Below are 24747 nucleotides of genomic sequence, written 5' to 3' on the forward strand. Positions count from 1 at the left end.
GCGCATGACTAATGCTGTAACTGCAAGCCCAAGCCGTTGGGCACGATTCAAGAACTCTGACATCGTCTACTACTTCCTGCGAGACAAGGTAGCCATGTTCAGCTTTGCGGTGTTCGTGGTATTTGTGCTGGCGGCGCTGCTGGCCCCCTGGCTCGCCCCGCACAACGTCTATGACCAGACCAGTTTTGATCTGATGGATGCCGAGTTGCCCCCCTCCTGGCTCGAAGGTGGCGAGGAGCGCTTCTGGCTCGGCACCGACAACCAGGGGCGGGATATCTGGAGCACCATCCTCTATGGCGCCCGTATCTCCCTCACTATCGGTCTGTTTGCGGTGGCGCTGCAGCTGGTGCTCGGTATCGTCATCGGTCTGATTGCCGGTTACTTCGGTGGCCGCATCGACAACCTGCTGATGCGCTTTGCCGATGTGCAGTTGTCGTTCTCCACCATGATGGTGGCGATCATCATCTCCGCCATATTTCAGGCAACCTTTGGCTCCGAGTTCTACTCGAAGTTCGCCATCATGATGCTGGTGGTGATCATCGGTATCGCCGAGTGGCCGCAGTATGCCCGTACCGTGCGCGCCTCTGTGCTGGCGGAGAAGAAGAAGGAGTATGTGGAAGCAGCCAAGGTGATGGGATTCCGCGCCCCGCGCATCATGTTCCGCCACATTCTGCCCAACTGTTTGTCGCCCATTCTGGTGATCTCCACCGTGCAGGTGGCCAACGCCATCATGAGCGAGGCGGCACTCTCCTTCCTCGGTCTGGGAATGCCGGTTGATCAGCCCTCGCTCGGTTCGCTTATCAGCGTCGGCTTCAACTACATCTTCTCCGGCTCCTGGTGGATCACCGCCTTCCCGGGAATCTGTCTGGTGGTGCTGGTGCTGGTCATCAACCTGCTGGGTGACTGGCTGCGGGATGTGTTTAACCCCAAGATCTACAAAGGGTAATCCGGGTTAGAAACGCAAAAATAAGAAGGGCGCCAATGAGGCGCCCTTCTTTTGCTTGATAGCTTTGAACGTTATCAGGCTTGCAGCCAGCTTTCGATACTGCGCTGGATGCCTGCATCGTCCAGACCGAGCAGGGCATAGATCTCCTGCTGGGTACCCTGTTCCACGAAGCGATCCGGCAGGCCGAGGTTGAGCACCGACTTGCACTGTTTGCTGCGCATCAGCAGTTCGTTCACCGCCGAACCGGCGCCGCCCATGATGGCGTTGTCTTCCAGAGTGACAAACTGATCGTGGCTGGCTGCCAGCGATAGCACCAGTGCCTCATCCATTGGTTTGACAAAGCGCATGTCCACCAGGGTGGCATCCAGCGCTTCGGCGGCCGCTTTGGCGTGGTGCAGAAGGGTGCCAAACGCCAGAATAGCGGTGCCTTTGCCTTCTCGCAGGATACGCCCCTTGCCAAGCTCCAGCGCCTGCATCTCTGACGAGATGGGGGCATCGCTCAGGCTGCTGCCGCGTGGGTAACGCACTGCGGCAGGGCCCTGATGGAGATAGCCGGTATAGAGCATCTGGCGGCACTCGTTCTCGTCAGATGGCGTCATCACCACCATGTTGGGCACGGTACGCAGGAAGCTGATGTCGAACGCCCCTTGATGTGTCGGGCCATCGGCGCCCACCAGACCGGCCCGGTCGATGGCGAACAGCACCGGCAGATCTTGCAGCGCTACGTCGTGGATCACCTGATCGTAGGCGCGCTGCAGGAAGCTCGAATAGATGGCCACCACCGGCTTCTTGTCGGCGATGGCGAGACCAGCGGCGAAAGTGACCGCATGCTGCTCTGCAATGGCCACATCGAAGTAGCGATCCGGATATTGCTGGCTGAATTTCACCAGACCGGAGCCTTCGCGCATGGCGGGGGTGATGCCGACCAGCTTCTCGTCTTTGGCCGCCATGTCGCACAGCCACTGGCCAAAGATGGCGGAGAAGGTGGGTTTGGTGCTGCTCGCCTTGGGCAGGGAGCAATCGTCAGGATTGAACTTGGGCACGGCGTGATAACCGATGGGGTCTTTTTCGGCCGGCTCGTAACCCTTGCCCTTCTTGGTCTTTACATGCAGCAGCTGCGGGCCCTTGAGATTGCGCATGTTGCGCAGGGTCTCGACCAGAGCCTCGATATCGTGACCGTCGATGGGGCCGATATAGTTGAAGCCGAACTCCTCGAACAGGGTGCCGGGCACCACCATCCCCTTGAGGTGCTCTTCGGCCCGCTTGGCCAGCTCCTTGACCGGTGGCAAACCCGCCAGCACCTTCTTGCCGCCTTCGCGGATGGTGGTGTAGAGCTTGCCTGACATGACCCGGGCCAGATGGTTGTTGAGCGCCCCGACATTCTCTGAGATGGACATCTCGTTGTCGTTGAGGATCACCAGCATGTCCTTGTGGACATCGCCGGCGTGGTTGAGCGCTTCAAAGGCCATCCCTGCGGTAATGGCACCATCACCAATCACCGCTACCACCTTGCGACCCAGCCCTTCACTCTCGGCGGCGACCGCCATACCGAGCGCCGCACCGATGGAGGTGCTGGAGTGGCCGACGGAGAGCACGTCGTACTCGCTCTCGCCGCGCCAAGGGAAGGGGTGCAGACCGTCTTTCTGTCGGATAGTGTGGATCTGGTCACGGCGCCCGGTCAGGATCTTGTGGGGATAGGCCTGATGACCCACATCCCAGATCAGCCGATCGAACGGGGTGTTGTAGACGTAGTGCAGGGCCACGGTCAGTTCGACGGTACCGAGGCCGGAGGCAAAGTGTCCACTGGAACGGCTCACCGAGCGCAGCAGATATTCGCGCAGCTCGCGGCACACGGCAGGCAGCCGTTCGAAGGGGAGAGATCGCAACTCGACCGGCGTGTCAGCGAGGGCCAGGTTGGGGAAATTGCTAATATCAACGCTCATATTGTTACTGTTATCCAGCGTTTAGTGGGTTCGCTCGATGATGTAATCGGCAAACGCTTCCAGAATGTCGGTATTGTAGGGCAAGGATTGCAGGGCTGTTAAGGCTTTCCCATGCAGTTCGCGAGCCAGCTCACGGGCATTTTCGAGTCCGAGCAGGGCTGGATAGGTACTTTTCTCCAGCGCCAGGTCAGAACCTTGTGGCTTGCCCAGGGTGGCGGTATCACCTGTGATGTCGAGGATGTCATCCTGCACCTGAAAGGCGAGGCCAATCGCGGCGGCATAGGTTTGCAGGGCAGCCAGCGTGGCGTCATCGACATCGGCTTTGCACAGGGCGCCGAGTGCCACGGCGCATTCAATCAGCGCACCGGTCTTGTGGCGGTGTACCTGCTCCAGTTCGGTAAGCGTGATCTGGCGCCCTTCGGCCTGCAGATCCAGCGCCTGGCCGCCACACATACCGAGATAGCCGGAGGCGCGGGCAAGGGTACTCAGCATTCGCACCCGGTTGGCCATCAAGGCGTCGGGCATGGGGTGATCGGCCAGAATGGAGAACGCCAGGGTCTGCAGCGCATCACCGGCCAGAATGGCGGTTCCTTCGTCAAACGCCTTGTGAACGGTTGGCTGACCACGACGCAGGTCGTCGTTATCCATGGCGGGCAGGTCATCGTGCAGCAGGGAGTAGGCGTGGATGCACTCCACGGCAGCCGCAGGGCCATCCAGCAGTTCGCTCTTGACGCCCAGCATCTCGCCGACCGCGTAGACCAGAAACGGGCGAACCCGCTTGCCGCCCAGCAGCAGGCCATAACTCATGGCATCGCGCAGGCGCGGCGCCATGGCGGGCAAGGATTCAAGTTGTGCTGACAGACAGTCGTCAATACGCTGACGATGCAGACGGGAAAAATGGTCCAGCGCCACTCACTCCTCTCCTTGTTCTGGCTGGAAGGGGGCGAGCTGGTCACTGCCATCGGCTTGACTGAGCAGGATCTGGATCTTCTGTTCGGCCAGTTCCAGCTTCTGCTGACCGGCCCGTACCAGATGAACGCCCTGCTCGAACTGCTTGAGTGCCTCTTCCAGGGGTAGGGAACCTTGTTCCAGCTGATGAACGATGGTTTCCAGCTCTTCCAGAGTGGCATCAAAACTCAGACGGTCGATTTTTTTACTGGCCATGTCCATCCTCGGGGATTGAAAAAAACGGCTTATATTAACATCGACCGTCCACAGGGGGGAGGCAGAAAAGCACTGGCTCCTCAAACTCTCGCTAAACTGGCCGATAATGAGCCATCATTCTCAGTGGATGCATGCTTGCCGCTAGGGTCGCAATAGCAGAAAATTCAACAAACTATAATTAGGCATAAGAATCGATGACAGGAGTAGGGACGTGGATCTAGGGAGCTTGTTAGGTATCGTTTTAGGATTTGGTGTCGTGATTTACGGCATGATCCTTGGTGGCTCGTTGAGCATGTTTATCGATATGCCATCGGTCTATATCACTATTCTTGGCTCAATCTTCATCGCTATGATGAAGTTCAATATCGGGCAGTTTTTTCTGGCTTTCAAGGTGGCGGGCAAAGCCTTTATGTACAAGGGCGACAAGCTCGACGACCTGATCGCCAAAGCCGTTGAATTGGCTGACGCGGCTCGCAAAGGCGGCTTTTTGGCGCTGGAGGCCGCAGAGATCCCCAATGCATTTATGAAAAAAGGGATCGACATGCTGGTGGATGGTCACGATGCCGAAGTGGTGCGTGCCGTGATGGAAAAGGATATTGACCTGACAGCCGAGCGCCATGTCATTGCCATCAAGGTCTTCCGTACCCTTGGGGATCTGGGCCCAGCCATGGGGATGATAGGTACGTTGGTGGGCCTGGTGGCCATGTTGTCAAATATGAGTGACCCCAAGTCGATCGGTCCGGCAATGGCGGTGGCCTTGCTGACCACCCTGTACGGAGCGATTGAGGCCAACATGATCGCCATTCCTATTGCTGACAAGCTGGAGCTGCGCAGCGGGGAGGAGAAGCTCAGTCGTACCCTGATCCTTGATGCCATTATGGGGATTCAGGATGGCCAGAACCCGCGGGTGATCCAGTCCATGCTGCAGAACTATCTGAGCCAGTCCAAACGCAATACCGGCGCGGAGTAGGCACCATGTCTGATTGCAAATGTCCCCCCCCCGGTCTTCCTGCCTATATGGGCACCTTTGCCGACCTGATGTCGCTGCTGATGTGCTTCTTCGTGCTGCTTCTCTCCTTTGCCGAGATGGACGTACTCAAGTTCAAGCAGATCGCGGGCTCTATGAAGAATGCTTTCGGAGTGCAGAACATCCTTGAGGTGAAAGATATTCCCAAGGGAACCTCGGTGATTGCCCAGGAGTTCAGGCCCGGTCGCCCTGAGCCCACGCCGATTGATACCGTGATGCAGCAAACCATCGATATGACTCAGACCGAACTGGAGTTTCTGCCCGGCGAGGCGGATCAGGCCGGTGGTCAGGACAAGAGTGACGGCAAGCAGACGGGGGGCGATACCGCGCAGGATGCGAAGAAGGCGCAAGAACAGTCCAATACCCTGGCCAAAGCCCTCGCCGAGCAGATGAAAGATCAGATCCAGGATGGCGCTATCGAAATCGAGGCGCTGGGCCAGCAGATCATTATCCGGATCAGGGAGAAAGCGTCGTTCCCGGCCGGTTCGGCGTTTCTGCAGCCCCAGTTCTGGCCGGTCATTCGCAAGGTAGCGACCCTGCTTAAGGATGTGCCGGGTGAAATCACCATCTCCGGTCACACCGACAACGTGGCGACCGAAGATGAGCTGTTCCAGTCCAACTGGGAGTTGTCGTCGCAACGGGCGGTGGCGGTGGCGCACCAGATGCTAAAGGTCCCCGGTTTTGATCAGGGACGGCTGGTGGTGCAGGGGATGGCGGACTCCCAACCACTGGTGCCCAATACCACCCCGGAAAATCGTCGGATGAACCGGCGGGTGGAGATCGCCATCATGCAGGGCAAACCGACCGTTTCGTCCCCAATTTCCGTACCGGAAGGGAAGTAGGCGAGGGGAATGCCGATGACGCAAGTGGGATCTGCATCAGGGGGCTGACGTGGATTTTGTGTTGGCTTCATATTAAGATGCCTCATCCGAACCGATTGCTGCGGCCTCCTTGCAGATGGCCGCAGTTTCTATTTTCAAGCAACCCAGGTTTCGACTATGAATCATACTCCGATGACTGTTCGCGGCGCTGAGAAGCTGCGCGAAGAGCTCGATTATCTCAAGACCGAGCTTCGTCCCCAGATTATCGAAGCGATTGCCGATGCCCGTGAGCACGGTGATCTGAAGGAAAACGCCGAATACCATGCCGCTCGCGAGCAGCAGGGGTTCTGTGAAGGCCGCATTCAGGAGATTGAAGCCAAGCTCTCCAATGCGCAGGTGATCGATGTCACCAAGATGACCAACAACGGCCGCGTTATTTTTGGCGCGACTGTGACTCTGCTCAAGAGCGAGACAGAGGAAGAGGTGGTCTACCGCATCGTGGGTGACGATGAGGCTGATATCAAACAGAACCTGATTTCCGTCAACTCCCCCATTGCCCGCGCCCTGATTGGCAAGGAAGTGGACGATGTTGCAATCGTCAAGACGCCGGGCGGTGATGTGGAATACGAAGTGCTGGAAGTCGCTTATATCTAAGCGAATGCTATAGACGATGAAACAGGGGGGCTGGCGCTCCCCTGTTTGTCTTTATCTATATGATTATTGATAAAAATCAGGACAGATACGCCTCGGTAAAGGCGTCCTGATGACGCTGAAACAACCAGTGGCGCAGCCGTTCGATGTTGCTCTCGCTCATTTGAAAGCTCAGCGCCCAGGTGGCATGGTCGGCATTGGCTTTAATGCGCCTAACCAGTCGTCCCTGCAGTGGAAGAGGGGCCTCTTGCTCGAAGCAGGGCTCGCCGTTGATGGGGGTATCGGCCACCATGTCGATTGGCAAATTTTCCACGATGAGGCCGTTGAGGGAGAGGCTGAGTACCTGAAACAGGCCCAGCTCGCTGCATAGCTTGGCTTTTTGGGTGAGACGCCAGGCGCGCGGTTGCGCAAATCCCAACTCCCTGATGACCGGTGCAGATAACCGGGGCTCGACGAAGCCATCTTCCCCTTGGGTAAAGCTCAGGGGAAAACGCAGCTGATGGCCTGCGAAGCGGGCTTCGAGTACAAGGTGTTCGGCTTTTTGCAGTAAGCCAAGCATGGGGGCATCGAGGTGACCACTCAGAACATGGGTGTCCTGATTGCTCCCCAAGTCCCGCAGCATGGCCAGCTCATCGTCGGTCAGAATAGGATGGTGAGCCATAATGCGTGTCCGGAAGTATTCATCGCAGGTTAAGGGCTTTGCGACTACTTTGGCAAGCGACTCGGGAAGAAGTGGAATAAGGAAAGAGCGATGCTCTTTCCTTTTACTTGCGGGGCAGCTGGATTTTGGGTTCGTTGGCTTGACGATAAATGGTCAGCACATGACCCATGCTTTGCACCTTGATTGAACCGGTTTCACGGACGATAGCATCCATAACCAGTTGTTTCATTTCGCGATCTTCAGAGGCAACCTTAACCTTGATCAGCTCGTGATGGTTCAGTGCCAGATCGATCTCGGCCAGTACACCTTCGGTCAGACCATGCTGACCCAGCAGGACGACAGGCTTGAGGCTATGGGCAAGGCCCTTGAGGTACTGTTTCTGTTTATTGTTGAGAATCATCGCAATTTCTTCATAAGTCAGGGTTGAAAGGGGCGTATTCTACCCCCACTTAGCCCTTAATACTAATAACCCTTGTGGTTTTTTAAAGTCGATTATCATGACCCAGAAAAAACGTTCCCCCAGTTCAACTCGCTGGTTAAAAGAACATTTCGACGATCAATACGTCAAAAAAGCCCAGAAAATGGGCCTGCGTTCTCGTGCTGTTTTCAAGATTGACGAGATCCAGGGCAAGGATCGCTTGCTGAAACATGGCATGACCGTAGTGGATTTGGGTGCAGCTCCCGGTGGTTGGTCCCAGTTCGCGGTTGAACAGGTTGGTGATTCGGGTCGCGTCATCGCATGTGACATTTTGCCGATGGATCCCATTGCTGGTGTCGATTTCCTGCAAGGGGACTTTCGGGAGGAAACTGTGCTCGGCGCCTTGCTGGAACGAGTGGGTCCCGACAAGGTCGATGTCGTGATGTCTGATATGGCGCCCAACATGAGCGGTACCCAGCAGGTGGATCAGGCTCGCGCCATGTATCTGGTCGAGCTGGCACTGGACATGTGCAATCAGGTATTGCGTAGTGACGGCAGTTTCGTAGTGAAGGTGTTTCAGGGAGAGGGCTTTGATGCCTATCTCAATGAAATTCGTAAACTTTTCTCCGCTGTCAAAATTCGTAAACCAGACTCATCCCGCGCCAGATCACGGGAAGTCTACATTGTGGCTACCGGTTTTAAACTGTAGTACCCTAACCTTCATCGTTAACTGTCAGTCTGCGAGGTTACTGATTTGAGTGACATGGCGAAAAACTTAATCCTGTGGCTGGTCATCGCCGTCGTTTTGATGTCGGTGTTCAATAGCTTCAGCCCCAGCGATACCACCAGTCGCCAGTTGGACTATTCCAGCTTCGTTAAAGAGGTGACCCAAGAGCAGATCCGTGAAGTGCGGATGGATGGTAAGGTCATTAATGGCGTCAAGCGTACTGGTGAACGATTCACCACCATCATCCCGGCGCCGGATCCCCAGCTGCTCAACGATATGCTCAATCACAATGTCAAAGTGATGGGCGAGAAGCCGGAAGAGCCGTCTCTGTTGACCTCTATCTTCATCTCCTGGTTCCCGATGCTGCTGCTGATCGGTGTCTGGGTCTTCTTCATGCGTCAGATGCAGGGCGGCGGTGGCAAAGGTGCCATGTCCTTCGGCAAGAGCAAGGCTCGCCTGATGAGCGAAGATCAGATCAAGACCACCTTTGCTGATGTTGCAGGTTGCGATGAAGCCAAGGAAGAAGTGAAGGAGCTGGTCGACTATCTGCGCGACCCGAGCAAATTCCAGAAACTGGGTGGCAAGATCCCGACTGGTGTGCTGCTGGTTGGTCCTCCCGGTACCGGTAAGACCTTGCTGGCCAAGGCCATTGCGGGCGAGGCCAAGGTGCCGTTCTTCACCATCTCTGGTTCCGATTTCGTGGAGATGTTCGTCGGTGTCGGTGCCTCCCGGGTGCGTGACATGTTCGAACAGGCCAAGAAATCCTCCCCCTGCATCATCTTCATCGATGAAATTGATGCGGTCGGTCGCCAGCGTGGCGCCGGTCTGGGTGGTGGTCACGATGAACGTGAGCAGACTCTTAACCAGATGCTGGTCGAGATGGATGGTTTTGAAGGCAATGAAGGCATCATCGTCATCGCAGCCACCAACCGTCCTGACGTACTGGATCCGGCACTGCTGCGTCCGGGCCGTTTCGACCGTCAGGTTGTGGTCGGTCTGCCGGATGTCCGTGGTCGCGAGCAGATCCTGAAAGTGCACATGCGCAAAGTTCCGTTGGCGGATGACGTCAATCCGGCGCTGATTGCCCGTGGCACCCCCGGTTTCTCCGGGGCGGATTTGGCCAACCTGGTCAACGAGGCAGCCCTCTTCTCTGCTCGTGAGAGCCGCCGAGTGGTCTCCATGGCCGAGTTCGAGAAGGCCAAGGACAAGATCATGATGGGTGCGGAACGCCGCTCCATGGTGATGAAAGAGTCCGAGAAAGAGATGACTGCATATCATGAAGCCGGTCACGCCATCATTGGTCGTCTGGTTCCGGATCATGACCCGGTTTACAAGGTCTCCATCATTCCGCGCGGTCGTGCGCTGGGTGTGACCATGTATCTGCCGGAGCAGGATCGCTGGAGCCACTCCAAGCAGCATCTGGAGTCGATGATCTCCAGCCTGTATGGCGGTCGTCTGGCAGAAGAGCTGATCTACGGTGCCGAGAAGGTTTCTACTGGTGCTTCCAACGACATCGAGCGAGCGACCGACATTGCACGCAAGATGGTGACCCAGTGGGGTATGTCCGAGCGTCTCGGCCCAATGCTCTACGCGGAAGAAGATGGTGAAGTGTTCCTCGGTCGCAGCATGGCCAAGGCCAAGCATATGTCCGACGATACAGCTCGTGTGATCGATGCCGAGGTCAAGCAGGTCATCGACCGCAACTACGCCCGTTCCAAGCAGATCCTGCTGGATAATATGGACGTGTTGCACAGCATGAAAGATGCGCTGATGAAGTACGAGACCATCGACGCCAAACAGATCGATGATCTGATGGCGCGTCGCGAGGTACGTGCTCCGAGCAACTGGCATGACGAGCACGGTGATACCCCGCAAGGCGGCTCCACTGTAGCTGCCGAGGCCAATCCTGCCGATGAGGCTGCACCGGTGGCGGATGTCACTATCGACAAAGCCAACGACGCGCCGGCCAAATAATTGTGACTCTCCAAACCCCGGGCTTGCCCGGGGTTTTTCTTTATCAGATGGACGTGAAAATGCAGTTAACCAGCAAGGGGCTCAGCCTCTCCCTCGATCGTCCCCATGTGATGGGGATCCTCAATGTGACGCCCGACTCCTTCTCCGATGGCGGTAATTTCAACCAGTTTGAACGGGCAATGGCCCATGCGCGCCAGATGGTCTCTGACGGTGCGACCCTCATCGACATCGGTGGCGAGTCAACCCGCCCTGGTGCGCCCGATGTGAACGAGCAGGAGGAGCTGGACAGGGTCATTCCTGTTGTGGAGCAGATGGTTCGTGAGCTGGATGTGATGATCTCCCTCGATACCTCCAAAGCGGCTGTGATGCGGGAGGGTTGCAAGGCGGGTGCCCATCTGATCAACGATGTGCGGGCGCTGCAAGAGCCTGGAGCGCTGCAGGCCGCGGCCGAAGCGCGGGTTCCGGTCTGTCTGATGCATATGCAGGGGCAGCCGAGAACCATGCAAGTCGAGCCGCACTATGACGACCTGATCGGGGAGGTACGCGCCTTCTTTGATGAGCGTATTGCGGCTTGTCTGGCGGTCGGGATCCGTCGTGAAGAGCTGTTGCTGGATCCGGGATATGGCTTTGGCAAAACCCTTGCACACAACTATCAGCTGTTGGCGGCTCAAAAGGAACTGCTTGATTATGGCTTGCCGCTATTGGTGGGGATGTCGCGAAAGTCTATGATAGGCAACCTGCTGGGCCGTCCGGTGGATGATCGTCTGGCGGGCAGTCTGGCATGCGCCCTTATCGGCATGCAGCATGGGGCCCGCATCATCAGGGTACACGATGTTAGGGAGACCATGGACGCATTGCGCGTCGGTTGGCTGGCAATGACGGGACAAGATTTTATTTCCAGATAATAAAGAGAACAGACAATGGCAAGAAAGTATTTCGGTACCGATGGTGTGCGTGGCAAGGTTGGCGAATACCCGATCACTCCTGATTTTGTAATGAAATTGGGTTGGGCTGCCGGCAAGGTGCTCTCCAAGAAGGGCACCAAAAAGGTGCTGATTGGCAAAGATACCCGCATCTCCGGTTACATGCTGGAATCCGCGCTGGAAGCGGGGCTCTCTGCGGCAGGCCTCAAGGCCATTCTGATGGGTCCCATGCCCACGCCGGCGGTTGCCTACCTGACTCGCACTTTCCGTGCCGAAGCTGGCATCGTCATCAGCGCTTCCCACAACCCCTTCTATGACAACGGCATCAAGTTCTTCTCCGCCGATGGCACCAAGCTGCCTGATGATGTCGAGCTGGCTATCGAAGCCGAGCTGGATCACGAGCTCAAGTGTGTCGAGTCGGCCGAACTTGGCAAAGCGGTGCGCATTGATGATGCCGCCGGTCGCTATATCGAATTCTGCAAGAGCACCTTCCCCTCTCACATGAATCTGGATGGGGTGAAAATGGTGGTCGACTGTGGCCACGGCGCTACTTACCACATTGCGCCGTCGGTTTTCCGCGAGCTGGGTGCCGAAGTGATCACCATGGGCTGTGCCCCGGATGGTCTCAACATCAACGATGGTGTCGGTTCGACTGCACCTGACGCTCTGGTGGCCAAGGTGCTGGAGTGCAAGGCCGATCTGGGGGTTGCCTTTGATGGTGATGGTGATCGTCTGATCATGGTTGACCATACCGGCTATCTCATCGACGGTGATGAAGTGCTCTATATCATCGCGCGCGATGCCCTGCGCAATGGTCGCCTCAAAGGCGGTGTCGTCGGCACCCTGATGGCCAACATGGGTCTGGAGCTGGCGCTGCAAACCCTGGGCATTCCGTTTGCCCGTGCCAAGGTGGGTGACCGCTATGTGCTGGAGATGATGGAAGAGAAGGGCTGGCGCATCGGTGGCGAGAACTCCGGCCACATTATCTGTCTGGATCAGACCACTACGGGTGATGGCATCGTAGCCGCCTTGCAGGTGCTTACCGCCATGCGCAGTGCCGAGATGCCGCTGGCCAAGCTGCGCTCCGGCATGAGCAAGTTCCCGCAGGTGCTGGTGAATGTTCGTTTTGCCGAAGGCAAGGATCCGCTGGCCGCGGATGCTGTCATGGCTGAGGTTGCCAAGGTGGAACAGGAGCTGGCTGGCCGTGGTCGCGTACTGTTGCGTAAATCAGGTACCGAACCGCTGATCCGGGTCATGGTCGAAGGGGAGCATGAACAGCAGGTGCGTGACATGGCTAAGCGCATCGCCAAGCAGGTTGAATCGGCGTTTTAATGAACAACCAGGGCGGCTTTTTAGCCGCTCTGGTTGTATCTTGTTCAAACGATTCAAAAATTTAAAAATAGCACTTGTCAGCTGAGCATCCTCTGGATATTATCAGCCCCGCTTTCGCAAGGGAGTTGCCGATGGGACATCGCAAGCCGTTTGTAGCAGCCAACTGGAAGTTGCACGGTAGTAGGTCGCAGTTAGAGCAGTTTACGAGTCAGTGTCTAAACGGCGTTGACGGGAAAGTAGATGTGGTTCTCTGCCCTTCCCATGTGCATCTCGACTTTAGCGCTTCACTGCTCAATGAGCAGAAGGTAATAAAGTTGGGGGCTCAGAATGTGAGTCAGCACGCGGCTGGCGCTTACACTGGAGAAATCTCGTGTCGGATGCTGGTAGAGGCAGGGTGTTGTTACGTATTGGTAGGGCACTCCGAGCGTAGGCGTCTCTTTGGTGAGACCAGTTTTATCGTCGCAGAGAAGTTTGCGGCAGCCAGAGCGGCAGGCTTGATTCCCATCCTCTGTTTAGGTGAATCAGGTGCGGCGAGGCAGGCGAGAAGAGCCTTCGAGGTGATCGCTGAAGAGCTGGATATCGTCATAGAGAAAAATGGCGCGATGGCTTTCGATAATGCTATCATCGCCTACGAGCCGATTTGGGCTGTAGGTACAGGTAAATGCGCCACACCCGAGCAGGCACAAGAGGTTCATTCCTTTATACGTGGTCGCTTGGCGGAGGATACTCCGGTAATAGGTGAGAAAGTTAGAATCATCTATGGTGGGAGCGTAACGCCGAGCAACGCGAGAGATTTGTTTGCACAGCCCGACATTGATGGCGGACTGATTGGCAGAGCAAGCCTCGATAGCGATGCGTTTTTAGGAATTGTTGAAGCGGCAAAGGGTGCAAGTTAAATGTACGAGATTCTTTTAGTCGTTTATCTGCTGGTTTCACTGGCTCTGATTGGTCTGGTGATGATTCAGCAAGGTAAAGGGGCTGATATGGGCGCCTCCTTCGGCGCAGGGGCATCGAACACAGTATTCGGCTCCGGTGGTTCAGGCAGTTTCCTGACCCGAACAACAGCAATTTTGGCTACTCTGTTTTTCGTTATCAGCCTGGTGCTCGGATCTATGTCCAGCAACAAGGTAAAACAGAGTAGTGAGTGGGAAAATCTGCAACAAACCCAACAGGTTGAGCAGACCAAAGCGCCAGTGAAGAAAGATACTGACGTTCCCGAGTAAGAGTTTTGCCGTGGTGGTGGAATTGGTAGACACGCTATCTTGAGGGGGTAGTGCTCTAGGGTGTGCGGGTTCGAGTCCCGCCCACGGCACCAATTAAGCAGTGAGCTCGGGAAACCGAGTGTATTATAGCCAGTCACTCTTGTGTCGAGAGAGTGAAGTGGCTATAATCTCGCACGATTTCGGACGCGGGGTGGAGCAGCATGGTAGCTCGTCGGGCTCATAACCCGAAGGTCGTCGGTTCAAATCCGGCCCCCGCAACCAAATTTCACGCATTTCCTACGCTCAGGAAGGCGGTCGCTGCGAGGCGACAATCAGGGTAAAGCGCCAAGCCCCGATTTGACATCGGGGCTTTTTGTTATGTGCAATTTACTCTGAATCGATATCTATCTGGGCTTTATGCCCTTTTTTTGTTTTTCGGAGGGTGACTTTGGCTACGTTGGAACAACGTTTGACCGATCTGCTCGAGGCTCCGGTCGTTGCCTTGGGTTTTGAACTTTGGGGTATTGAGTTTATCCGTGCGGGTAAACACTCCACCTTGCGTGTCTATATCGACGGCGAGCAGGGTGTGACTGTCGAGAACTGTGCTGAGGTCAGCCATCAGGTTGGCGCCATCATGGACGTCGAAGATCCCATCACCGAGGAGTATTACCTCGAGGTATCCTCCCCCGGCCTGGATCGTCCCCTGTTCAAGGTTGCCCATTTCGAAAAATACGTTGGCCAAGAGGCGGCGGTAACGCTTCGGATGGCAACAAACAACCGCCGCAAGTTCAAAGGCGTAATCAAAGCTGTGCAAGGCGACATGATCACCCTGACAGTAGATGGTAAGGACGACGTGTTGGCTTTCACCAATATCCAAAAAGCGAACATAGTGCCGAACTTTGGTTAACGAGGCTATCGGATATGAATAAAGAGATTTTGCTGGTCGTTGACGCAGTATCCAACGAGAAAGCGGTACCCCGTGAGAAGATCTTCCAGGCTCTGGAAACCGCGCTGGCGACTGCGACCAAGAAGAAATATGAAGGCGAGATTGAAGTTCGGGTCGAAATCGATCGCAAGACCGGTGACTACGACACTTATCGCCGCTGGGTAGTCATTGCGGATCAAGCCGCGATGGAGAACCCCTATGCTGAAATCACCCTGGAAGCGGCACAAATTGATCAGCCGGAAATCCAGATCGGTGAGTATGTTGAAGACCAGATCGACTCTGTGACCTTCGACCGTATCACTACCCAGACCGCCAAGCAGGTTATCGTGCAGAAAGTGCGCGAAGCCGAGCGTTCACAAGTAGTTGATCAGTTTAAAGATAAAGAAGGCACCATCATCAGTGGTGTGGTCAAGAAGAGTAACCGCGACAACGTCATCCTGGATCTGGGCAGCAATGCTGAAGCCGTGATCTTCCGTGATGACATGCTGCCGCGCGAAACCTTCCGCCCGGGCGACCGTGTCCGTGGCCTGCTGTATGCAGTGCGTCCGGAAGCCCGTGGTTCCCAGCTGTTTGTCAGCCGTTCCAGCCCGGACTTCCTGAAAGAGCTGTTCCGTATCGAAGTACCGGAGATCGGTGAAGAGATGATCGAAATCATGGGCGCTGCCCGTGATCCGGGTTCCCGCGCCAAGATCGCGGTGAAGACCAACGATCGTCGTATCGACCCGATCGGTGCCTGTATCGGTATGCGTGGTGCCCGTGTGCAAGCTGTCTCCGCCGAGCTGAGCGGTGAGCGTGCCGACATCGTACTGTACGATGACAACCCGGCCCAGTACGTGATCAATGCCATGGCACCTGCCGATGTGGCCTCCATCATCGTTGATGAAGACAACCACACCATGGATATCGCCGTGGAAGCTGCCAACCTGGCTCAGGCCATCGGTCGCAATGGTCAGAACGTGCGTCTGGCCTCCCAGCTGACCGGTTGGGAGCTGAACGTGATGACCGTTGAGGACATGCGTGCCAAGCACCAGGCCGAAAACGACCGCATCATGAACCTGTTCACCAGCACTCTGGATATCGACGACGATTTCGCCGGTCTGCTGATGGAAGAGGGCTTCTCTACCCTGGAAGAGATCGCCTTTGTACCGGTCAACGAGCTGCTGGCTATCGACGGTCTGGATGAAGACATGGTCGAAGAGCTGCGCAAGCGCGCCAAAGATGCCCTGACTACCAAGGCACTGGCCAAAGAAGAGTCTTTCGATGGCGTTGAGCCGTCCGAAGAGCTGCTCAATCTGAACGGTCTGAGCCGCGAACTGGCTTACGCTCTGGCGGGCCGTGGCGTGGGCACCCTGGAAGATTTGGCTGAGCAAGGTATCGATGACCTTGCTGATATTGAAGGGCTGACTGCCGAGAAGGCAGGTGAGCTCATTATGGCTGCTCGCAATATCTGTTGGTTCGGAGAAGAGCAGTCCGAGTAAGATCAAACGGAGGAAAATGAATGGCAGAAGTATCAGTCAAACAACTTGCCACTGACATCGACACACCGGTTGATCGTCTTCTCCAGCAGTTTGTCGATGCCGGTATCAGCAAGAGCAAGGCCGACGACATGGTCAGCGAGTCTGAGAAACAGGCTCTGCTGGCACACCTGAAGAAACAGCATGGAGGTGACGAGGTCGCCGCTCCTGCCCGCATGACCTTGCAGCGCAAGACCAAGAGCACCATCAGTGTTCAGGGGACTGGCGGCAAGAACAAGGAAGTGCAGGTAGAAGTGCGCAAGTCTCGCACCTATGTAAGACGCTCGGCGCTGGAAGATGAACAGCGTCAGGCGGAAGCCGAGGAAACAGCGCGTTTGGAAGCAGAAGAAAAAGCTCGTCGCGAGGCCGAAGAGAAGGCTCGCCTCGAAGCTGAAGAGAAGGCTCGCCGTGAGGCTGAGCAAGCTCGTCGTGAAGCTGAGGAAAAGGCGCGGATCGAGGCACAATCAAAGGCTCGACAGGCTTCACAGCCCGCCAAAGCAGCCAGTAGCACAGCTCAGCAAGAGGCAGAAAAGATGGCCAAGCGCGAAGCAGAAGAACTGAAGCGCCAACAGGAACAGACAGCTTTGAAAAAAGCTGAAGAACTCGCCGCGAAGAAAGCCGAAGAGGCTCGTCTCATGGCGGAACAGAACGCAGCCCGCTGGGCTGAAGAAGAGGCCGCTCGCGCCAAAGAGAGCAGCGACTACCATCTGACCACCAACAAGCATGCGCAAGCCGCAGAAGACGAGTTGGATCGGAAAGAAGAGACCAGCCGTCGCACTGCCGCAGCAGCCAAGGCACCGAAGAAAGCCGGTCGTCGTGAAGATGATCGCGACTCTCGCAACCCGCGTGCCCGTAAAGGCAAGCGCGGCAAGGTCGCCATGCCGAACGCCATGAAGCACGGCTTCAACAAGCCGGCTGCCGTGGTGAACCGCGACGTCGTCATCGGCGAGACCATCACTGTGGCCGAGCTGGCCAACAAGATGGCTGTCAAGGGCGTTGAAGTCATCAAGGTGATGATGAAGATGGGTGCCATGGCCACCATCAACCAGGTGATCGACCAGGAGACCGCTCAGCTGGTCGCCGAGGAGATGGGTCACAAGGTTGTGCTGCGTCGTGAGAACGAGCTGGAAGAGGCGGTACTGTCCGATCGTGACGAGACCTCCGAAGCCAAGCCGCGCGCACCGGTCGTTACCATCATGGGTCACGTTGACCACGGTAAGACCTCGCTGCTCGACTACATTCGTAAAGCCAAGGTTGCTGCTGGCGAAGCCGGTGGTATTACCCAGCATATCGGTGCTTACCACGTCCAGACCGACAGTGGCATGATCACCTTCCTGGATACTCCGGGTCACGCGGCGTTTACCTCCATGCGTGCTCGTGGTGCCAAGGCGACCGATATCGTTGTTCTGGTTGTTGCAGCTGACGACGGCGTGATGCCGCAAACCATCGAAGCTATCCAGCACGCCAAGGCTGCCGGTGTGCCGCTGGTTGTTGCGGTCAACAAGATCGACAAGCCGGAAGCGGATCCGGATCGCGTCAAGACCGAACTGGCCCGTTACAACGTCATGTCCGAAGATTGGGGTGGAGACTGCCAGTTCGTGCACGTATCCGCCAAGTCTGGCGAAGGCATCGACGACCTGCTGGAAGCCATCCTGATCCAGGCTGAAGTACTGGAGCTGAAAGCGGTGGTTGACGGTATGGCCAACGGCGTCGTGATTGAATCCTTCCTGGATAAAGGTCGTGGTCCGGTTGCTACCGTACTGGTACAAGAAGGTACTCTGCGTCAGGGCGACATCGTTCTGTGTGGTCTCGAGTACGGCCGTGTTCGCGCCATGCGTGACGAACTGGGTCGCGAGATCAAGGAAGCGGGTCCGTCCCTGCCGGTGGAAATCCTGGGTCTGTCCGGCGTTCCCTCTGCCGGTGACGAAGCTACCGTTGTCCGTGACGAGAAGAAAGCCCGTGAAGTGGCGCTCTATCGTCAGGGCAAGTTCCGCGAAGTCAAGCTGGCTCGCCAGCAGAAGGCCAAGCTGGAAAACATGTTCGCCAACATGACCGAGGGCGAAGTGTCCGAAGTGAACGTGGTGATCAAGGCCGACGTACAAGGTTCTGTGGAAGCGATCTGCGATGCGCTGGTCAAACTCTCCACCGACGAAGTGAAGGTGAAGATCGTGGGTTCCGGCGTAGGTGGTATCACCGAAACCGACGCGACCCTGGCTGCTGCTTCCAGCGCCATCCTGGTTGGTTTCAACGTCCGTGCCGACGCATCTGCGCGCAAGGTCATCGAATCCGAGAGCCTGGATCTGCGTTACTACTCCGTCATCTATGACCTGATCGACGAAGTGAAGCAGGCCATGAGCGGCAAGCTGGCCCCTGAGTATCGTCAGGAAATCATCGGTCTGGCTGAAGTGCGTAGCGTCTTCAAGTCTCCGAAGTTCGGCGCCGTTGCCGGCTGTATGGTTACCGAAGGTGTGGTCAAGCGTTCCAACCGTATCCGCGTTCTGCGTGACAACGTGGTTATCTATGAAGGCGAGCTGGAATCCCTGCGCCGCTTCAAGGATGACGTCAACGAAGTTCGCAACGGCTACGAGTGTGGTATCGCGGTCAAGAACTACAACGACGTGCGCGAAGGCGACCAGATCGAAGTTTACGAGACTGTTGAAATCCAACGGACTCTGTAAGCCGAGAGTTAGACAAAATAGGGGGCCGCGGCCCCCTTTTATCGCAGGATAGAATATGGCCAGAGAATTCAGCCGGACCCGTCGGGTCGGACAGCAGATCCAGCGTGAAATCGCGCTGATCCTGCAGCGCGAGGTGAAAGACCCGCGCATCGGCATGGTGACCGTTTCCGATGTGGAAGTGTCCCGTGACCTCAACTATGCCAAGATTTACGTCACCTTCTTGCAGCTGGAAAATGATGCAGAGCGCATCAAGGAAGGCTTGCAGGGTCTGACCGAAGCAGCCGGATATATCCGTAGTCTGCTGGGCAGTGCCATGCGTCTGCGCGTGGTGCCCGAGCTGCGTTTCTACTACGACCAGACCCTGGTCGAGGGGATGCGTCTCTCCAACCTGGTGACCAACACTGTGCGTGAAGACAAGCGTCGCATGGCCGAATCCGGCCGTGACGAAGAAGCTGAATCCGCACCGGATGACACGACAGAGGATAAAGCCTGAGATGACCCGAAGACGTCGTTTCAAGGGCCGTGATGTGCACGGCATTCTGCTGCTGGACAAGCCGACCGGCCTGACCTCCAACGATGTGTTGCAGAAGGTCAAGCGCATTTACAACGCCGCCAAGGCCGGTCACACCGGCGCACTGGATCCGCTGGCGACCGGCATGCTGCCGATCTGCCTCGGCGAGGCCACCAAGTTCTCCCAGTATTTGCTGGAAGCGGACAAACGCTATGAGGTGACCGCCAAACTGGGCGAGCGCACCAACACCAGCGACTCCGATGGTGAGGTTGTCTCTACTCGTCCGGTGAACGTGGCTGTCGGTACCCTGATCGAGGCGCTGGATCAGTTCCGCGGCCCCATCATGCAGGTGCCGTCCATGTACTCCGCGCTCAAGCACAACGGCCGTCCGCTCTACGAATATGCCCGTGAAGGCATCGAGATCGAGCGAGAAGCCCGTCCCATCACCGTATTCGAGCTCAAACTGCTGAGCTTTGAAAGTGATGAAGTGCGCCTTGAAGTGCACTGCAGCAAGGGCACCTACATCCGCTCTCTGGTGGATGATCTGGGTGAAGCGCTGGGTTGTGGCGCCCACGTGACCCAGTTGCGCCGTACCCAGGTGGCCAGCTATCCGTACGAGCGGATGCTGACGCTGGAGCAACTCGAGTGCATCTTCGAGCAGGCCAAGGCCGAGAGCATCCCGCCGCGTGAGCAGCTGGATCCGCTGTTGTTGCCGATGGATACCGCCGTGGCAAGCTTGCCCGAGGTGAACATGCTGGCGGTTGTGGCTGCCTATGTGAATCAGGGCCAGGCGGTGCAGGTAGCGGGTGCGCCGCAAAGCGGTCAGGTTCGCATGACGGTCGGCCCGGAGCGCGAGTTCATCGGGGTTGGCGAGATTGATGATGATGGCCGCGTTGCTCCCAAGCGACTGGTGCGTTATCACGACGAGGAGTGATCCTCAGGCGGTATCAGGGCGTCTTTCCCGTTTCGCCTCTTTATCGTTGCGAAATGGGGCGGGGACGATTATGATACCGCCCTCATTTCACGGCTGAATTAGAGATTGGCTGTGAACCTTTAAACACTCTACTGGAGTATTACCATGTCTCTAAATGCTGAGATCAAAGCTCAAATCGTTGCTGACAACGCTCGTTGCGCCAACGACACCGGTTCCCCCGAAGTGCAAGTTGCCCTGCTGACTGCCCAGATCAACCATCTGCAAGGTCACTTCAAAGAGCACTCCAAGGACCACCACGGTCGTCGCGGTCTGCTGCGCATGGTTTCCCAGCGTCGTAAGCTGCTGGACTACCTGAAGCGTAAAGATTCCGAGCGTTATGCTGCTCTGATCGCCAAGCTGGGTCTGCGTCGTTAATCGACCTTCAGATTTCGCGAAAAAGGGGAACCGTCAGGTTCCCCTTTTTTATTGCTCTTCAAGCCGTTGCCTGCCTCACAGAATTCGCGTCGCCGCTTACCTTTTGCATCGAATCAAGTATACTTGTGCGCGAATTTAAAGAGCCAAATTGTAAAAAGGAAATTCACGTGAATCCTATTGTAAAGTCATTCCAGTACGGTCAACACACCGTCACTCTGGAAACCGGTGTGATGGCCCGTCAAGCCACTGCGGCCGTTATGGTCAGCATGGACGATACCTGCGTATTTGTGACCGTAGTCGGCAAGAAAGAGGCCGATCACGGCCGTGATTTCTTCCCGCTGACCGTCAACTACCAGGAGCGTACCTATGCTGCTGGTCGTATCCCGGGTGGTTTCTTCCGTCGTGAAGGCCGTCCGAGCGAAGGCGAGACCCTCATCTCCCGTCTGATCGACCGTCCTATTCGTCCGCTGTTCCCGGAAGGCTTCCTCAATGAGGTTCAGGTCGTTGCGACCGTAATGTCCGTGAATCCGGCCGTATCCCCCGACATCGTTGCCATGATCGGTGCCTCTGCTGCACTGGCCATCTCCGGTATCCCGTTTGGCGGCCCGATCGGTGCTGCTCGCGTGGGTTACATGAACGGTCAGTATGTGCTGAACCCGACCACCACCGAACTGCCGCAGAGCGATCTGGATCTGGTGGTTGCCGGTACTGCCAACGCGGTACTGATGGTTGAGTCCGAAGCGGCCATCCTTTCCGAAGAAGTGATGCTGGGCGCCGTGGTATACGGTCACGAGCAGATGCAGACCGTGATCAATGCGATCAACGAGTTTGCCGCTGCCGTCGGCACCAAGCCGTGGGACTGGACTCCGCCTGCCGTCAACGAAGCGCTGAAAGCCAAGGTTGCCGAGCTGGCGAGCGCCGAACTGGGTGAAGCCTACCGCATCACCGAGAAGGCCGTTCGTTACGAAACCATCGCGGCCATCAAGGGCCGTGTGGTTGAGCAAGTTATCGCTTCCGGCGTGGAAGAAGATGCCAAGAAGATCGGCGAAGAGTTCCACAGTCTGGAAAGCCGCATCGTTCGTGGTCGCGTAGTACGTGGTGAGCCGCGTATCGATGGTCGCGATCCGGAAATGATCCGCGCCCTGAGCGTAGGTACCGGTATTCTGCCCCGTGCTCACGGCTCTGCCCTGTTCACCCGTGGTGAAACTCAGGCCATCGTGGTCGCCACTCTGGGTACCGAGCGTGACGCCCAGAACATCGATGAGCTGACCGGCAACCGTGCCGATCGCTTCATGCTGCACTACAACTTCCCGCCATACTGTGTCGGTGAGACTGGCATGATGGGTAGCCCGAAGCGTCGTGAAATCGGTCACGGCCGTCTGGCCAAGCGCGGCGTTGCTGCCGTGATGCCGAGCGCCGCCGAGTTCCCGTACGTGGTGCGCGTGGTCTCTGAAATTACCGAATCCAACGGTTCCTCCTCCATGGCGTCTGTCTGTGGTTCCTCTCTGGCGCTGATGGATGCCGGTGTGCCGATCAAGGCCTCCGTTGCCGGTATCGCCATGGGTCTGGTGAAGGAAGAAGAAGGTTTCGTTGTGCTGTCCGACATTCTGGGTGACGAAGATCACCTGGGCGACATGGACTTCAAAGTAGCCGGTACCACCGAAGGTGTGACCGCGCTGCAGATGGACATCAAGATCGAAGGCATCACCAAAGAGATCATGGAGATTGCTCTGAAGCAAGCTCGTGGCGCTCGTCTGCACATCCTGAAAGTGATGGACGAAGCTATCCAGGCTCCCCGTGCCCAGATCTCCGATTTTGCACCGCGTATCCACACCATCAAGATCAATCCTGAGAAGATCAAGGACGTGATCGGTAAGGGTGGTTCCGTGATCCGTGCGCTGACCGAAGAGACCGGCACCAACATCGAGCTGGATGATGACGGCACTGTACGTATCTCCGCCGTGGCCAACGAAGCCGCCATGGAAGCGATCCGTCGCATCGAGGCCATCACCGCCGAGATCGAAGTGAACCGCATCTATGAAGGTAAAGTTGTTCGTCTGGCCGATTTCGGTGCATTCGTCAACATTCTGCCGGGCAAAGATGGTCTGGTACACATCTCCCAGATCACCGACGCTCGCGTGCAGAACGTGGCTGACCACCTGACCATCGGTGACGTAGTCAAGGTGAAGGTACTGGAAGTGGACCGTCAGGGCCGCGTACGTCTCTCCATCAAGGAAGCGAACGCCCCGACCGAAGCGGCTGCACCTGCTGCTGACGCCGCTCCGGCCGCTGAAGAAGCGCCTGCTGCAGAGTAATCTGCTCGCCTGATACCGGATTGGTTCCGGTTGATGTAAAAAGTCCGGCTCCCCAATGGGAGCCGGACTTTTTTATGGTCAAAACGCGCTATAAGGGATTACTTGCCGAGGATGGCGTACTGCATCTCTTGCAAGGGGAGCACATGGCGGGCTGCTCCCAGCTTGATCGCCTCTTTGGGCATGCCGAAGACCACGCAGGATGCCTCATCCTGGGCATAGGTGTTGGCACCCGCATCCAGCATCTCGCGCAATCCCCGTGCACCATCATCCCCCATGCCGGTCATGATGATGCCGGTGGCATTCTTGCCGGCATATTTGGCGACGGAGCGAAACAGCACATCCACCGAGGGGCGATGGCGGTTGATAAGCGGCCCGTCGACTACCTCGACGTGATAGTAGGCCCCGCTGCGCTTGAGCAGCATATGCTTGCCTCCGGGGGCAATCAGCGCCAGCCCCGGGATCACCCTGTCATTGTTTCTCGCCTCCCGCACTTCTATCTGGCAGACCCCGTTCAGGCGTTCTGCAAACATGGCGGTAAATTTCTCCGGCATGTGCTGCACGATGACAATGCCGGGGCTGACCCGGGGCAAGGCAGTCAGCACGGCTTCCAGTGCCTGGGTGCCGCCGGTTGAGGTGCCGATGGCGATGAGCCGCTCGGTGGTTTGTGCCATGGCGTGCTGGTTGGGCGCCAGCATGGCATCCGCGTTGAGTTTGGTGCTGACCGGCACAGAGGATGGCTTGCCCACGCGCTTGAGGTTGGCTTGGGCCGCAGCACGTACCGCCATAGCCAGGTCGTGGGCAGATTCTTGCAGAAAGCTTTTTATCCCCATGGTCGGCTTGGTGATGATGTCCACCGCGCCGGCAGCCATTGCCTGCAGGGTGGTCTCGGCTCCCTTTTCGGTGAGGGAGGAGCAGATCACCACCGGGGTTGGATGCTCTGCCATGATCTTGGTGAGAAAGGTGATGCCATCCATACGGGGCATCTCCACATCGAGCACGATGACGTCAGGCCACTCTTTCTTCAGCTTTTCCTGGGCAAACAGGGGATCCGATGCTGTGGCGATCACCCGGATATCAGGCTCCTGCTCCAGCACCGCTTGCAATACCTGTCTGACCACGGCGGAATCATCCACCAGCATGACCCGGATCTGCTTCATTCTCGCGACTCCCGTTGATGTGGCAGACGATGATGGCGGAGCCAGACACTGCCGTTGCTGAGCTCAAAGAGCAAGCTTCGGTGGCCGCTATGGCCAAGATGATGAGCCTTGATATCAAGGCCAAGGTGTCGGGTCAGCTGCCAGGCTGCCTGAATATTTTTGGCGGCGACATTGTTGTCGCTCTGTGCGTATTGAGGCTCGGTAAACATGTTGCCACCCCCGAACAACTTGGCCTCATATTCATGGATAGGGGCGGGATAGTGACTGGCCGCTTGCAGCAGCAAGGCGAGGGCCTCATCGGCATAGCGCCCATCCAGCTTGGTAGAGGGATTGCGCCGACTTGGCAGCATGTAGTGGCACATTCCTCCCTGTTTCTGCTCCGGATGCCACAAGGTGATGGCAATACAGGAGCCCAGTACGGTTCTGACCACCACATCCTCCTTGCCAAAAAAGAGCTCTCCCGGTTGCAGGATCACCTCCCGAGTCATG

At 56.9% G+C, this 24747-nt stretch carries 24 protein-coding genes and 2 tRNA genes; 19 read left to right on the plus strand and 7 right to left on the minus strand.

Features of this window, described 5'->3' with window-relative positions; genetic code table 11:
- Positions 1-4 precede the first annotated feature (4 nt).
- A complete protein-coding gene (locus AB5Y84_RS05575; RefSeq protein ID WP_019445927.1) occupies positions 5-946 on the plus strand; it encodes an ABC transporter permease in 942 nt (313 codons plus the stop codon).
- Positions 947-1020: 74 nt separating this feature from the next.
- Here AB5Y84_RS05575 and dxs read toward each other — a convergent pair whose 3' ends face one another.
- The 3 genes from dxs to xseB are packed head-to-tail and all read right to left on the minus strand — an operon-like array spanning position 1021 to position 4053.
- Positions 1021-2889, minus strand: coding sequence for a 1-deoxy-D-xylulose-5-phosphate synthase (gene dxs, locus AB5Y84_RS05580; RefSeq protein ID WP_368176540.1), 1869 nt, complete (start codon positions 2887-2889; stop codon positions 1021-1023).
- A gap of 21 nt (positions 2890-2910) precedes the next feature.
- Positions 2911-3801: a (2E,6E)-farnesyl diphosphate synthase gene (gene ispA / locus AB5Y84_RS05585; protein ID WP_005338839.1), complete on the minus strand. Its 891-nt coding sequence runs from the start codon at positions 3799-3801 to the stop codon at positions 2911-2913.
- Complete coding sequence (gene xseB / locus AB5Y84_RS05590; RefSeq protein WP_005338838.1) at positions 3802-4053, minus strand: exodeoxyribonuclease VII small subunit; 252 nt, start codon at positions 4051-4053, stop codon at positions 3802-3804. It abuts the gene before it with no gap.
- Positions 4054-4264: 211 nt separating this feature from the next.
- Here xseB and pomA point away from each other — a divergent pair, with 211 nt between their 5' ends.
- The 3 genes from pomA to greA all read left to right on the plus strand — a co-directional run bounded on the left by pomA (position 4265) and on the right by greA (position 6555).
- Positions 4265-5023: a flagellar motor protein PomA gene (gene pomA / locus AB5Y84_RS05595; protein WP_005338837.1), complete on the plus strand. Its 759-nt coding sequence runs from the start codon at positions 4265-4267 to the stop codon at positions 5021-5023.
- A gap of 5 nt (positions 5024-5028) precedes the next feature.
- On the plus strand, positions 5029-5922 hold the full coding sequence (locus AB5Y84_RS05600; protein WP_005338834.1) for a flagellar motor protein MotB: 894 nt from the start codon (positions 5029-5031) through the stop codon (positions 5920-5922).
- Positions 5923-6078: 156 nt separating this feature from the next.
- Complete coding sequence (gene greA, locus AB5Y84_RS05605) at positions 6079-6555, plus strand: transcription elongation factor GreA (RefSeq protein WP_005338833.1); 477 nt, start codon at positions 6079-6081, stop codon at positions 6553-6555.
- Between the two features lie 76 nt (positions 6556-6631).
- Here the strand turns inward: greA and AB5Y84_RS05610 are convergent, their stop codons facing one another.
- Entirely contained in the window at positions 6632-7213 is a 582-nt protein-coding gene (locus AB5Y84_RS05610) for a PilZ domain-containing protein (RefSeq protein ID WP_368176541.1), read from the minus strand.
- A 103-nt stretch (positions 7214-7316) separates the two neighbouring features.
- A complete protein-coding gene (gene yhbY, locus AB5Y84_RS05615; RefSeq protein ID WP_005338829.1) occupies positions 7317-7613 on the minus strand; it encodes a ribosome assembly RNA-binding protein YhbY in 297 nt (98 codons plus the stop codon).
- A gap of 97 nt (positions 7614-7710) precedes the next feature.
- Between yhbY and rlmE the strand changes: the two genes are divergently transcribed.
- From rlmE to pnp, 15 genes are all read left to right on the plus strand, one after another.
- Entirely contained in the window at positions 7711-8340 is a 630-nt protein-coding gene (gene rlmE, locus AB5Y84_RS05620; protein ID WP_005338828.1) for a 23S rRNA (uridine(2552)-2'-O)-methyltransferase RlmE, read from the plus strand.
- A 45-nt stretch (positions 8341-8385) separates the two neighbouring features.
- Positions 8386-10332, plus strand: coding sequence for an ATP-dependent zinc metalloprotease FtsH (ftsH, locus tag AB5Y84_RS05625; protein ID WP_005338827.1), 1947 nt, complete (start codon positions 8386-8388; stop codon positions 10330-10332).
- Positions 10333-10391: 59 nt separating this feature from the next.
- The gene (folP, locus tag AB5Y84_RS05630) at positions 10392-11237 is read left to right on the plus strand and encodes a dihydropteroate synthase (protein ID WP_005338825.1); all 846 of its coding nucleotides are present in this window, start codon (positions 10392-10394) and stop codon (positions 11235-11237) included.
- A gap of 15 nt (positions 11238-11252) precedes the next feature.
- Positions 11253-12587, plus strand: a complete 1335-nt coding sequence (glmM, locus tag AB5Y84_RS05635; RefSeq protein WP_368176542.1) for a phosphoglucosamine mutase — start codon at positions 11253-11255, stop codon at positions 12585-12587.
- A gap of 131 nt (positions 12588-12718) precedes the next feature.
- A complete protein-coding gene (tpiA, locus tag AB5Y84_RS05640) occupies positions 12719-13483 on the plus strand; it encodes a triose-phosphate isomerase (protein WP_368176543.1) in 765 nt (254 codons plus the stop codon).
- Complete coding sequence (gene secG, locus AB5Y84_RS05645; RefSeq protein WP_368176544.1) at positions 13484-13810, plus strand: preprotein translocase subunit SecG; 327 nt, start codon at positions 13484-13486, stop codon at positions 13808-13810. It abuts the gene before it with no gap.
- Positions 13811-13817: 7 nt separating this feature from the next.
- A tRNA-Leu gene (locus tag AB5Y84_RS05650) sits at positions 13818-13902 on the plus strand.
- 92 nt (positions 13903-13994) lie between these two features.
- A tRNA-Met gene (locus AB5Y84_RS05655) sits at positions 13995-14071 on the plus strand.
- A gap of 166 nt (positions 14072-14237) precedes the next feature.
- Positions 14238-14696 carry a ribosome maturation factor RimP gene (gene rimP / locus AB5Y84_RS05660; protein ID WP_005338809.1) on the plus strand — a complete coding sequence of 153 codons (459 nt, stop codon included), beginning with the start codon at positions 14238-14240 and terminating at the stop codon, positions 14694-14696.
- A gap of 14 nt (positions 14697-14710) precedes the next feature.
- A complete protein-coding gene (gene nusA / locus AB5Y84_RS05665) occupies positions 14711-16213 on the plus strand; it encodes a transcription termination factor NusA (protein ID WP_005338808.1) in 1503 nt (500 codons plus the stop codon).
- A 20-nt stretch (positions 16214-16233) separates the two neighbouring features.
- Positions 16234-18927: a translation initiation factor IF-2 gene (gene infB, locus AB5Y84_RS05670; protein ID WP_005338806.1), complete on the plus strand. Its 2694-nt coding sequence runs from the start codon at positions 16234-16236 to the stop codon at positions 18925-18927.
- A 55-nt stretch (positions 18928-18982) separates the two neighbouring features.
- Positions 18983-19420: a 30S ribosome-binding factor RbfA gene (gene rbfA, locus AB5Y84_RS05675; protein ID WP_005338799.1), complete on the plus strand. Its 438-nt coding sequence runs from the start codon at positions 18983-18985 to the stop codon at positions 19418-19420.
- Position 19421: 1 nt separating this feature from the next.
- Positions 19422-20372, plus strand: a complete 951-nt coding sequence (truB, locus tag AB5Y84_RS05680) for a tRNA pseudouridine(55) synthase TruB (protein WP_368176545.1) — start codon at positions 19422-19424, stop codon at positions 20370-20372.
- Positions 20373-20516: 144 nt separating this feature from the next.
- Complete coding sequence (rpsO, locus tag AB5Y84_RS05685) at positions 20517-20786, plus strand: 30S ribosomal protein S15 (RefSeq protein WP_005338797.1); 270 nt, start codon at positions 20517-20519, stop codon at positions 20784-20786.
- A 167-nt stretch (positions 20787-20953) separates the two neighbouring features.
- Positions 20954-23101 (plus strand): polyribonucleotide nucleotidyltransferase, encoded by a 2148-nt coding sequence (pnp, locus tag AB5Y84_RS05690; RefSeq protein ID WP_005338796.1) that lies wholly within the window; start codon positions 20954-20956, stop codon positions 23099-23101.
- 98 nt (positions 23102-23199) lie between these two features.
- On the opposite strand, the gene AB5Y84_RS05695 is transcribed toward pnp, so the two are convergent.
- Together AB5Y84_RS05695 and cheD are read right to left on the minus strand one after the other, a co-directional pair.
- Entirely contained in the window at positions 23200-24258 is a 1059-nt protein-coding gene (locus tag AB5Y84_RS05695) for a chemotaxis response regulator protein-glutamate methylesterase (RefSeq protein ID WP_005338795.1), read from the minus strand.
- Complete coding sequence (cheD, locus tag AB5Y84_RS05700) at positions 24255-24746, minus strand: chemoreceptor glutamine deamidase CheD (protein ID WP_005349556.1); 492 nt, start codon at positions 24744-24746, stop codon at positions 24255-24257. Before cheD ends, AB5Y84_RS05695 begins: the two co-directional genes overlap by 4 nt.
- Position 24747: the final 1 nt, after the last annotated feature.

The organism is Aeromonas sp. s11 (assembly GCF_040907945.1).
Taxonomy (GTDB): Bacteria; Pseudomonadota; Gammaproteobacteria; order Enterobacterales; family Aeromonadaceae; genus Aeromonas; species Aeromonas veronii.

What these genes read in the sequence shown, in the direction of transcription:
- AB5Y84_RS05575 (WP_019445927.1), top strand. Translation starts at nt 5, where the DNA reads ATGACTAATGCTGTAACTGCAAGCCCAAGCCGTTGGGCACGATTCAAG.
- dxs (WP_368176540.1), bottom strand. Translation starts at nt 2,889, where the DNA reads ATGAGCGTTGATATTAGCAATTTCCCCAACCTGGCCCTCGCTGACACG.
- xseB (WP_005338838.1), bottom strand. Translation starts at nt 4,053, where the DNA reads ATGGCCAGTAAAAAAATCGACCGTCTGAGTTTTGATGCCACTCTGGAA.
- AB5Y84_RS05600 (WP_005338834.1), top strand. Translation starts at nt 5,029, where the DNA reads ATGTCTGATTGCAAATGTCCCCCCCCCGGTCTTCCTGCCTATATGGGC.
- greA (WP_005338833.1), top strand. Translation starts at nt 6,079, where the DNA reads ATGAATCATACTCCGATGACTGTTCGCGGCGCTGAGAAGCTGCGCGAA.
- AB5Y84_RS05610 (WP_368176541.1), bottom strand. Translation starts at nt 7,213, where the DNA reads ATGGCTCACCATCCTATTCTGACCGACGATGAGCTGGCCATGCTGCGG.
- yhbY (WP_005338829.1), bottom strand. Translation starts at nt 7,613, where the DNA reads ATGATTCTCAACAATAAACAGAAACAGTACCTCAAGGGCCTTGCCCAT.
- rlmE (WP_005338828.1), top strand. Translation starts at nt 7,711, where the DNA reads ATGACCCAGAAAAAACGTTCCCCCAGTTCAACTCGCTGGTTAAAAGAA.
- folP (WP_005338825.1), top strand. Translation starts at nt 10,392, where the DNA reads ATGCAGTTAACCAGCAAGGGGCTCAGCCTCTCCCTCGATCGTCCCCAT.
- glmM (WP_368176542.1), top strand. Translation starts at nt 11,253, where the DNA reads ATGGCAAGAAAGTATTTCGGTACCGATGGTGTGCGTGGCAAGGTTGGC.
- tpiA (WP_368176543.1), top strand. Translation starts at nt 12,719, where the DNA reads ATGGGACATCGCAAGCCGTTTGTAGCAGCCAACTGGAAGTTGCACGGT.
- secG (WP_368176544.1), top strand. Translation starts at nt 13,484, where the DNA reads ATGTACGAGATTCTTTTAGTCGTTTATCTGCTGGTTTCACTGGCTCTG.
- nusA (WP_005338808.1), top strand. Translation starts at nt 14,711, where the DNA reads ATGAATAAAGAGATTTTGCTGGTCGTTGACGCAGTATCCAACGAGAAA.
- infB (WP_005338806.1), top strand. Translation starts at nt 16,234, where the DNA reads ATGGCAGAAGTATCAGTCAAACAACTTGCCACTGACATCGACACACCG.
- rbfA (WP_005338799.1), top strand. Translation starts at nt 18,983, where the DNA reads ATGGCCAGAGAATTCAGCCGGACCCGTCGGGTCGGACAGCAGATCCAG.
- truB (WP_368176545.1), top strand. Translation starts at nt 19,422, where the DNA reads ATGACCCGAAGACGTCGTTTCAAGGGCCGTGATGTGCACGGCATTCTG.
- rpsO (WP_005338797.1), top strand. Translation starts at nt 20,517, where the DNA reads ATGTCTCTAAATGCTGAGATCAAAGCTCAAATCGTTGCTGACAACGCT.
- AB5Y84_RS05695 (WP_005338795.1), bottom strand. Translation starts at nt 24,258, where the DNA reads ATGAAGCAGATCCGGGTCATGCTGGTGGATGATTCCGCCGTGGTCAGA.
- cheD (WP_005349556.1), bottom strand. Translation starts at nt 24,746, where the DNA reads ATGACTCGGGAGGTGATCCTGCAACCGGGAGAGCTCTTTTTTGGCAAG.